Source organism: Terriglobales bacterium (assembly GCA_035457425.1).
GTDB lineage: Bacteria > Acidobacteriota > Terriglobia > Terriglobales > Acidobacteriaceae > JACPNR01.
Genome location: DATIBR010000140.1, coordinates 1 through 7,760 on the forward strand (window position 1 = coordinate 1; position 7,760 = coordinate 7,760).

Sequence of the window (7,760 nt, forward strand, 5' to 3'; positions counted from 1 at the left end):
GGCCTTCCAGCCGCACCTCGCCCGCGGAAATTCGCCCCGGCGGCTCGAGCAGGCCGATCACCGCGAGGCCGGTCATCGACTTGCCGGCGCCCGACTCGCCCACCACGCCGAGCACCTCGCCGGGCGCGATGGAGAAGCTGATCGAGTCGACCGCCGTCAGCACTCCCCGGCGCGTGGGGAACTGAACGGTGAGGTTCTCAACCGAGAGAACAGTCACGGACGAATCATCTGAGCTTCGGATTGAGCGCGTCGCGCAGCCAGTCGCCGAGCAGGTTCACCGACAGCACCAGGACCACCAGCGCCACGCCCGGGAACACGGTGATCCACCACTCGCCCGAATAGAGGAACTCGTTGCCGACGCGGATCAGGGTGCCGAGCGAGGGCCGCGTGGCCGGCACGCCCACGCCGAGGAACGACAGCGTGGCCTCGGTGATGATCGCGGTGCCGATGTTGAGCGTGGCGAGCACCAGCACCGGGCCCATCACGTTGGGCAGCACGTGCGCGAGCATGATGGCGAGCGGCTTGCGGCCGATCACGCGCGCCGCCTGCACGTACTCCTTCTCGCGCTCGACCATGGTGGAGCCGCGCACCGTGCGCGCGTAGTGCACCCAGCCCGCCAGCCCGATGGCGAGGATCAGTACCGGGATGGCGATCTCGTCGTGCCGGTCGGCCGGCATCGCGACGCGCGCCACGCCGTCGATGAGCAGCGCGATCAGGATCGCCGGGAAGGATAGCTGCACGTCGGCGACGCGCATGATGAGCGCGTCGACGCGCCCGCCGAGGTAGCCGGAAAGCAATCCTAGAGAGACTCCCAAGAGGAGCGCCAGCACCACCGACGCGAGTCCGACGCCGAGCGAGATGCGCGCGCCGTGCATGATGGTGGAGAGGATGTCGCGGCCCTGGTTGTCGGAGCCGAGCAGGTAGGCGCGCTCGCCCCCCTCGCTCCAGGCCGGCGGCTTGAACGCCGCGTTCAGGTCAAGCGCGGCGGGGTTGAACGGGTCCTGCGGCGACAGCCACGGCGAAAGCAGCGCGGCCCCTACGCAGACGAGCGTAAGGGCCGCGGCGATGACGGTGACCGGCGAGCGGCGGAAGCTCCAGGCGAGGTCGTGCTCCCAGAGCCTGCGCAGGATCAGTGGCCGCCCTCGACGCGGGTGAAGCGCGCCTCCGGCCGGTCGTCGGCGATGTGCACGGTGGTGACGTTCTTCTTCATCGCCCACGGGCGCAGCTGGTGGTGCAGCGGGATGTAGTAGAACTCGTCGCGCGTGCGCAGCAGCCCTTCGCGCAGCAGCGCGTCGCGCGCCTTGGTGTCGGTGGCGATCTTGATCGCGTCGATGACGTTGTCGAGCTTCGGATCGCTCACGCGGCCGAGGTTGAAGCTGCCCTCCGCGCCGCCGGTCTTGGTCTTGACCAGCGACTGCAGCGTGTACAGCGCGTCGAAGGTCGCCACGCCCCAGCCCAGCATGTAGGCGCTGGAATCGAAATTGAGGATCTTGGGAATGAAGTTCGAGAACGGGATGGCGTTCAGCTTGACGCGCAGCCCGGCCTTGGCCCACATGCCGACCAGCGCCTGGCAGATCTTCTCGTCGTTCACGTAGCGGTTGTTCGGGCAGTCGAGCGTGAACTCGAAGCCGTCCGGATAGCCGGCCTCGGCGAGCAGCTTCTTCGCCCCGGCCGGGTCGTACTTCACCGGCACGTCGATGTCCTTGGTGTGGCCGTGCACGCCGGGCGCGACCATGATGCCGGCCGGGATCGACAGGCCGCGCATCACCACGCGCTTGATCGCCTCGCGGTCGACCGCCATGTTGAGCGCCTTGCGCACGCGCACGTCCTTGAACGGGTTCTTGCCCTTCACGCTGCCGTACTGCAGCTCGTCGCGCTGCTGGTCCATGCCGATGAAGATGGTGCGCACCTCGTGGCCGTCGAGCACTTTCAGCTTCGCGTCCTTGCGCAGGCGGTCCACGTCCTGGGTCGGCACGTCGGTCACCATGTCGACGTCGCCGGAGAGCAGCGCCGAGACGCGCGTCGCGTCGGACTTGATCGGGTTGTAGACCACGTCGGTGACGTTGCCGTCCAGCTTGCCCCACCAGTTCTTGTTGTAGGTCATGACGATCTGCTTGTCCGGCTCCCAGCCCTTGATCATGTACGGGCCGGTGCCGTTGACGTTGCGCGAGGCGTAGGTCTCTTCCTTCTTCGCGTAGTCCTGCACGTTGGCCGAGCGGTTCTTCTCCGACCAGCTCTTGCTCATGATGCGGAAGTCGCGGATGTTGCGCAGCAGGATCGGCACCGGGCCGCTCAGCACGAAGTCCACCGTGTAGTCGTCGACCTTCACCACGTCCGTGATGCCGGTGACGTAGATCTGCATGGTGCCCTGCGGCTGGACGATGCGCTTGTACGAGAACACCACGTCGTCGGCGGTGAACGGCGAGCCGTCGTGGAACTTGACGTTCTTCCTCAGGTTGAAGCGCCAGTGCGTGTCGTCGATCTGCTTCCAGCTCGTCGCGAGCGCCGGCTCGATCTTGTACTCGCCGCCGACCGGCTTGGCGTAGCGCGTCAGCCCTTCGTAGGCGTGCTGCAGGATCGCGTTGCTGGTGGCGTGGTTCTGCGAGTGCGGGTCGAGCGACAGCACGTCGTTCTGCGCGGCCCATTTCAGGTTTGCGGCGTAGGCGGGAACGGCGGCCGCGAACGCCAATGCCAGAAGCAGTTTCCTCATGTCCTCCTCCTCATTTGATCGGCAGTGCTTCCTCCACCAGCGCGGCCAGGTAGCCCGCGCCGAGGGGGATCACCTCGTCGTTGAAATCGTAGTTGGGATTGTGCAGGAAGCAGCCGCCCTGGGGACCGCCTTGCCCGAGAAAGACATAGGCCCCGGGGCGCGCCTGCAGCATGTACGAGAAATCCTCGCCGCCCATGGTGGGCTCGTGCTCGGTGATCACGTTGCCCTTGCCGAACACGCGCTCGCCGACGCGCGCCGCGAACTGCGCCTCGCGGGCGCTGTTGACGGTCGCCGGATAGCCGCGGGTGTATTGGATCTCGCTCGAGCAACCGAAGGCCTCGGCTACTTTCGTGACGATCTCCTTGAGGCGCCGTTCGGCCAGGTCGCGCGTGGCCGGGCGGAAGCTGCGCACCGTGCCGACCAGCTTGACCGCATCGGGCACCACATTGAAGGCGCCCACCTGGCTGGTCTGCATCGAGCAGATGCTCACCACCACCGCGTCGACCGGCTCGACGTTGCGGCTCGCGATGGTCTGCAGCGCGCTGATGATCTGCGCGCAGGCCACCACCGGGTCGACGACGAGATGCGGCATGGCGCCGTGGCCGCCGCGGCCGCGCACGGTGATCTGGACCTCGTCGGTGGCGGCCATCACCGGGCCGGCGCGCACCGCCATCTGCCCGGCCGGCAGGCCCGGCCAGTTGTGCACGGCGTAAATCTCGTGGGCGGGAAACTTGTCGAACAGGCCTTCGTTCACCATCACCTGGCCGCCGCCGCCGCCTTCCTCGGCGGGCTGGAACACCAGGTACGCGGTGCCCTCGAAGTTGCGCGTCTCTGACAGGTAGCGCGCCGCGCCGAGCAGCATGGTGGTATGGCCGTCGTGCCCGCAGGCGTGCATTCGCCCTTCATGCTTCGATCGATGGGGAAAGGCATTCAATTCGTGCATGGGCAGGCAGTCCATGTCGGCGCGCAGCGCGACGGCCTTGCCGTTCTTCTTCTTGCCGTGAATCACGCCGACCACGCCGGTCTTCGCGAGGCCGGTATGGGTCTCCACGCCGAGCTTCTTCAAGTAGTCGGCGACCACCCCGGCGGTTCTCTGCTCGGTGAAGGACAGCTCGGGATGGGCGTGCAGGTCGCGGCGGATCGCGGTGAGCTCGCGGTGGTACTGGCGGATGCGTTCGACGGGGCTGGTCATAGCGGTCGCAGGCGGAGTCGGGGATCGACCGCATAGTAGAGGAGATCGACCACCAGGTTGATCACGACGAAAAAGAGCGCGATCAGGCACAGGTAGGCTGCCATCACCGGTACGTCCGCGACGCTGACCGCCTGGATGAACAGCAGTCCCATCCCGGGCCACTGGAACACCGTCTCGGTGATGATCGAGAAGGCGATGATCGCGCCGAGCTGCAGCCCGGTGATGGTGATCACCGGCACCAGGGTGTTCTTGAGCGCGTGGCCGAAGTGCACCGCGCGGTCGGTGAGGCCGCGCGCGCGCGCGAAGCGGATGTAGTCGGTGCGCAGCACTTCGAGCATCTCCGAGCGCACCAGGCGCTGGATCAGCGTCATCTGGAAGAGGCCGAGCGTGATGGCGGGAAGCACGAGCGCCTTCAGGCCGGAGGCGGTGAGCAGCCCCGTGCTCCACCAGCCGATCTGCACCACGTCGCCGCGCCCGAAGGAGGGCATCCAGCCGAGCCAGACCGAGAACACCAGGATGAGCAGGATGCCGATCAGAAAGGTCGGCAGCGACACGCCGGCGAGCGAGACCGCCAGCAGAACATGCGAGAACCAGGAATCCTTCTTCAACGCGGTGTAGACGCCCATCGGGATGCCGAGCGCGAGCGCGAGCAACGCGGCGACGATGGAGAGCTCGAGCGTCGCGGGCAGCCGGTCGCCGATGAGGCGCGAGACCGGCTGCACCTGGCGCAGGCTCAGGCCGAACTCGCCCTGCAGCGCGTTGCCGACGAAGCGCAGGTACTGGACGTAGAACGGCTGATCGAGGCCGAGCACGCGCGTCACCTCGATGCGCTGCTCGGGCGTGGCGTCCTGGCCGAACATGAAGGTCACCGGGTCGCCGACGAAACGGAACAGCGAAAACGCGATCAGGCCCACGGTCAGCATGACGAGGACCGCCTGGGCGAGGCGCCGCAGGATAAAGGCCGTCATTTTGAGAGAATGGTACCCGATGTCCTTCGCGGAAAAGCTCATCGCCTGGCAGCGGCGGCACGGCCGGCGCGGGCTGCCGTGGCAGGGCACGCGCGACCCTTACCGCATCTGGCTCTCGGAAGTCATGCTGCAGCAGACCCAGGTGTCCGCAGTGATCCCGTACTTCAACAGGTTCATCGACAAATACCCGACTGTCGAGGCGCTCGCGGCCGCTTCGGAGGACGACGTGCTCAGGCTATGGGCCGGGCTGGGCTACTACGCGCGCGGCCGCAATCTGCACCGCGCGGCGCGCCAGATCGCCGTCGCGGGGTTCCCGCGCAATTCCCTCGAGCTTCAGGAGCTGCCCGGCGTGGGCCGTTCGACGGCGGCAGCGATCGCCGCGTTCGCGTTCGGTGAGCGCGCCGCCATCCTCGACGGCAACGTCAAGCGGGTCTTATCGAGAGTGTACGGAATCGAAGAACCGGGGGAATTGTGGCCGGTTGCAGAACGCCTGCTGCCCAGGCGCGGCATTGAGACCTACACGCAGGCGCTGATGGACCTCGGCGCGACGGTGTGCACGCGCACGCCGGCGTGCGCGGGCTGCCCGGTGAAGTCGCGCTGCGTGGCGCGCAGGACCGGGCGCGTCGCCGAGCTGCCCGCCGCGCGCGCCCGCAAGCCCTTGCCGCTGCGGGAAGTCGATTGGCACGTGTACCGCGAAGGCGGCAAGGTCCTGCTCGAGCGCCGTCCGTCGCCCGGCATCTGGGGCGGGCTGTGGTGCTTCCCGGAAAAGAAGATCCTCCCGGGAAAAGGAAAAGTGCTGCCGGTGATCGAGCATGGCTTCACCCACTTCCGGCTGCGGATCCGCCCGCTCCTCCACGAGGTGAAGGCGCAACGGCGCGGAATCTGGATCGACGTCGACGACGCGCTGGCCGCGGCGATCCCTACGCCGGTAAAGAAACTCTTACAGGATTTGCAGAGAAACGCGACACCACGCATACGTGCGCCGCGATAGCGCACTGTGGGGGCGAGTGTGAGAATGATTGCAGGAAGACGAAGGGCGCAGCCGCTAGCTGCGCCCTCCGGGATTGCCTCTCAAGCGACGATCGGGCAGCGACTACACTTTGTTTGGCCCTACCGTGGACCCTCAGGTTGCGAGCGTGGGTCTCTCGGATGGGGCTGTTAACAGCGTGACGATCGTTGTTCGTCGCGGTGTAGATCATGCGCTACACGCGTCGAAATTTCCGTCGTGTCCCCTAGTCCGTTCGGACCAGCGCGCCGAGGCGCTCGAGCCGCGCCCGCGCGTCGTCCATCTCCAGCAGCGCCTGCTTGGCCTCGAGCGGCAGCGGCAGCAGCTCGGCGAGCCGCGCGCTCACCCACGCGCAAGAATCCAGGCGGTGCGGGCGCTCGAGGAGCTCGGCATGCTGCTCGACCACGCGCTCGAGCAGCTTCACGGCATTGGATAGGCTGGCAGGGACAGGTTGGTCGGCCTCGTCGGCGAGGAATTCGACTTTCCCCACCGACAACCCGTCCGCTTGCACGCGGCGCTCGACAATCCGGAAGCGCCGCTCGCCGCGCGCGCTGACGTGCAGCACGCCGAGCTGCGGCATGTCCCAGCTCGCGACGCGCGCCAGCGTGCCGACCTCGCTCGGCGTGGCGGGCGCGCCGACCTCGGCCCCCTCCCGGATCAGGCAGACGCCAAACGGCGTTTGATGCCGGATACAACTTTTCGCCATGTCCATGTAGCGCACTTCGAAGATGCGCAACGGCAGCCGCCCGCCCGGGAACAGCACGGTGTGCAGCGGGAAAAGCGGCAGTTCTTCTATGGGGCGTTCTCTTCGTTCGCCAGGCCGCGGTGGCGTACCAGCACCTTCCACTCGCCGCGGAACGCCGCAGCCAGCTTCTCCGCCAGGTACACCGAGCGGTGGCGCCCGCCGGTGCAGCCGATCGCCACGGTGACGTGGCTGCGGTTCTCGCGCGCGATCTGCGGCAGCCAGCGCGCCAGCAGGTTGCGCGCGTCCTCGAGCCACTGCTGCGCCAGCGCCTCGCGCGACAGGAACTCCACCACCGGGGCGTCGCGCCCGGTGAGCGGGCGCAGCTGCGCATCGTAGTGCGGGTTGGCGATCATGCGCGCGTCGAGCACCCAGTCGGCGTCGAGCGGGATGCCCTGCTTGTAGGAAAACGACTCGAAGAGCAGCGTCATGCCGCCGCCGCCCAGGCCGAGCAGGTCGCGGATCCAGTTCTGCAGCACGCGCGGCTGCAGGTCGCTGGTATCGAGGCGGCTGCCGAGCGGCGCGACGCCGGCGAGCAGGCTGCGCTCGCGCTCGATCGCCTCGGTCAAGGTCATGCCGCCCGACAGCGGATGGCGGCGCCGCGTCTCGGAGAAGCGGCGCAGCAGCGTCGGCGTATTCGCCTCCAGGTACAGCACCCGGCAGTCGAAGCCGCGGCTCTTCAGGCGCTCGATGGCGTCGGGCAGCGCCGGCAGCGCGGCGCTGCGCGCATCGACGCTCACCGCGACGCGATCGTGCCCGGCCTCCAGGGTGAGGAAGTCGGCGGTCTCGAGCAGCAGCGTGGCGGGCAGGTTGTCGACGCAGTAGTAGCCCGCGTCCTCCAGCACCTTCAGGGCAATGCTCTTGCCCGAGCCGGACAGGCCGCTGACGACGACTATGCCTTTGGCCACCGCGTTACTTGTCGCCCTTGGACATTTCGCTCGATTGGCGCGCCAGGAACTCGGCCATCGAGTCGATGCCGCGCAGCTTGAGAATTTCGTTCCGCACCGCGGCCTCCACCAGCACCGCGAGGTTGCGGCCGGCGGCCACCGGGATGATCACCTTCGGAATGGTGACGCCGAGGATCTCCTCGGTGAGCTCGGCCAGCGGCAGGCGCTCGGTCGGATCCTTGCTGCCGGAAGGGG

General features: G+C 67.7%; 9 protein-coding genes. 1 reads left to right on the forward strand and 8 read right to left on the reverse strand.

All coding sequences use genetic code 11. The annotated features are described in order from the left end of the window. The 5 genes from VLA96_10610 to VLA96_10630 form a co-directional block, all read right to left on the reverse strand. Positions 1 to 217: ATP-binding cassette domain-containing protein (locus VLA96_10610; GenBank protein HSE49647.1), on the reverse strand; the 217-nt coding region annotated here is incomplete at its 3' end. 7 nt (positions 218 to 224) lie between these two features. Beyond that, on the reverse strand, positions 225 to 1,217 hold the full coding sequence (locus VLA96_10615; GenBank protein HSE49648.1) for an ABC transporter permease: 993 nt from the start codon (positions 1,215 to 1,217) through the stop codon (positions 225 to 227). Next, positions 1,130 to 2,710 carry an ABC transporter substrate-binding protein gene (locus VLA96_10620; GenBank protein ID HSE49649.1) on the reverse strand — a complete coding sequence of 527 codons (1,581 nt, stop codon included), beginning with the start codon at positions 2,708 to 2,710 and terminating at the stop codon, positions 1,130 to 1,132. Before VLA96_10620 ends, VLA96_10615 begins: the two co-directional genes overlap by 88 nt. Positions 2,711 to 2,720: 10 nt before the next feature. Next, entirely contained in the window at positions 2,721 to 3,902 is a 1,182-nt protein-coding gene (locus VLA96_10625) for a M20 aminoacylase family protein (protein ID HSE49650.1), read from the reverse strand. Continuing rightward, on the reverse strand, positions 3,899 to 4,870 hold the full coding sequence (locus VLA96_10630; GenBank protein HSE49651.1) for an ABC transporter permease: 972 nt from the start codon (positions 4,868 to 4,870) through the stop codon (positions 3,899 to 3,901). Before VLA96_10630 ends, VLA96_10625 begins: the two co-directional genes overlap by 4 nt. A gap of 19 nt (positions 4,871 to 4,889) precedes the next feature. Here VLA96_10630 and mutY point away from each other — a divergent pair, with 19 nt between their 5' ends. Next, positions 4,890 to 5,861, forward strand: a complete 972-nt coding sequence (gene mutY / locus VLA96_10635) for an A/G-specific adenine glycosylase (GenBank protein HSE49652.1) — start codon at positions 4,890 to 4,892, stop codon at positions 5,859 to 5,861. A gap of 241 nt (positions 5,862 to 6,102) precedes the next feature. On the opposite strand, the gene VLA96_10640 is transcribed toward mutY, so the two are convergent. The 3 genes from VLA96_10640 to VLA96_10650 form a co-directional block, all read right to left on the reverse strand. After that, positions 6,103 to 6,723, reverse strand: coding sequence for an LON peptidase substrate-binding domain-containing protein (locus VLA96_10640; GenBank protein ID HSE49653.1), 621 nt, complete (start codon positions 6,721 to 6,723; stop codon positions 6,103 to 6,105). Continuing rightward, the gene (gene rapZ / locus VLA96_10645; GenBank protein HSE49654.1) at positions 6,669 to 7,526 is read right to left on the reverse strand and encodes an RNase adapter RapZ; all 858 of its coding nucleotides are present in this window, start codon (positions 7,524 to 7,526) and stop codon (positions 6,669 to 6,671) included. Before rapZ ends, VLA96_10640 begins: the two co-directional genes overlap by 55 nt. A 4-nt stretch (positions 7,527 to 7,530) precedes the next feature. Further along, a partial coding sequence (locus tag VLA96_10650) for a hypothetical protein (protein HSE49655.1) occupies positions 7,531 to 7,760 on the reverse strand: 230 nt, incomplete at its 5' end.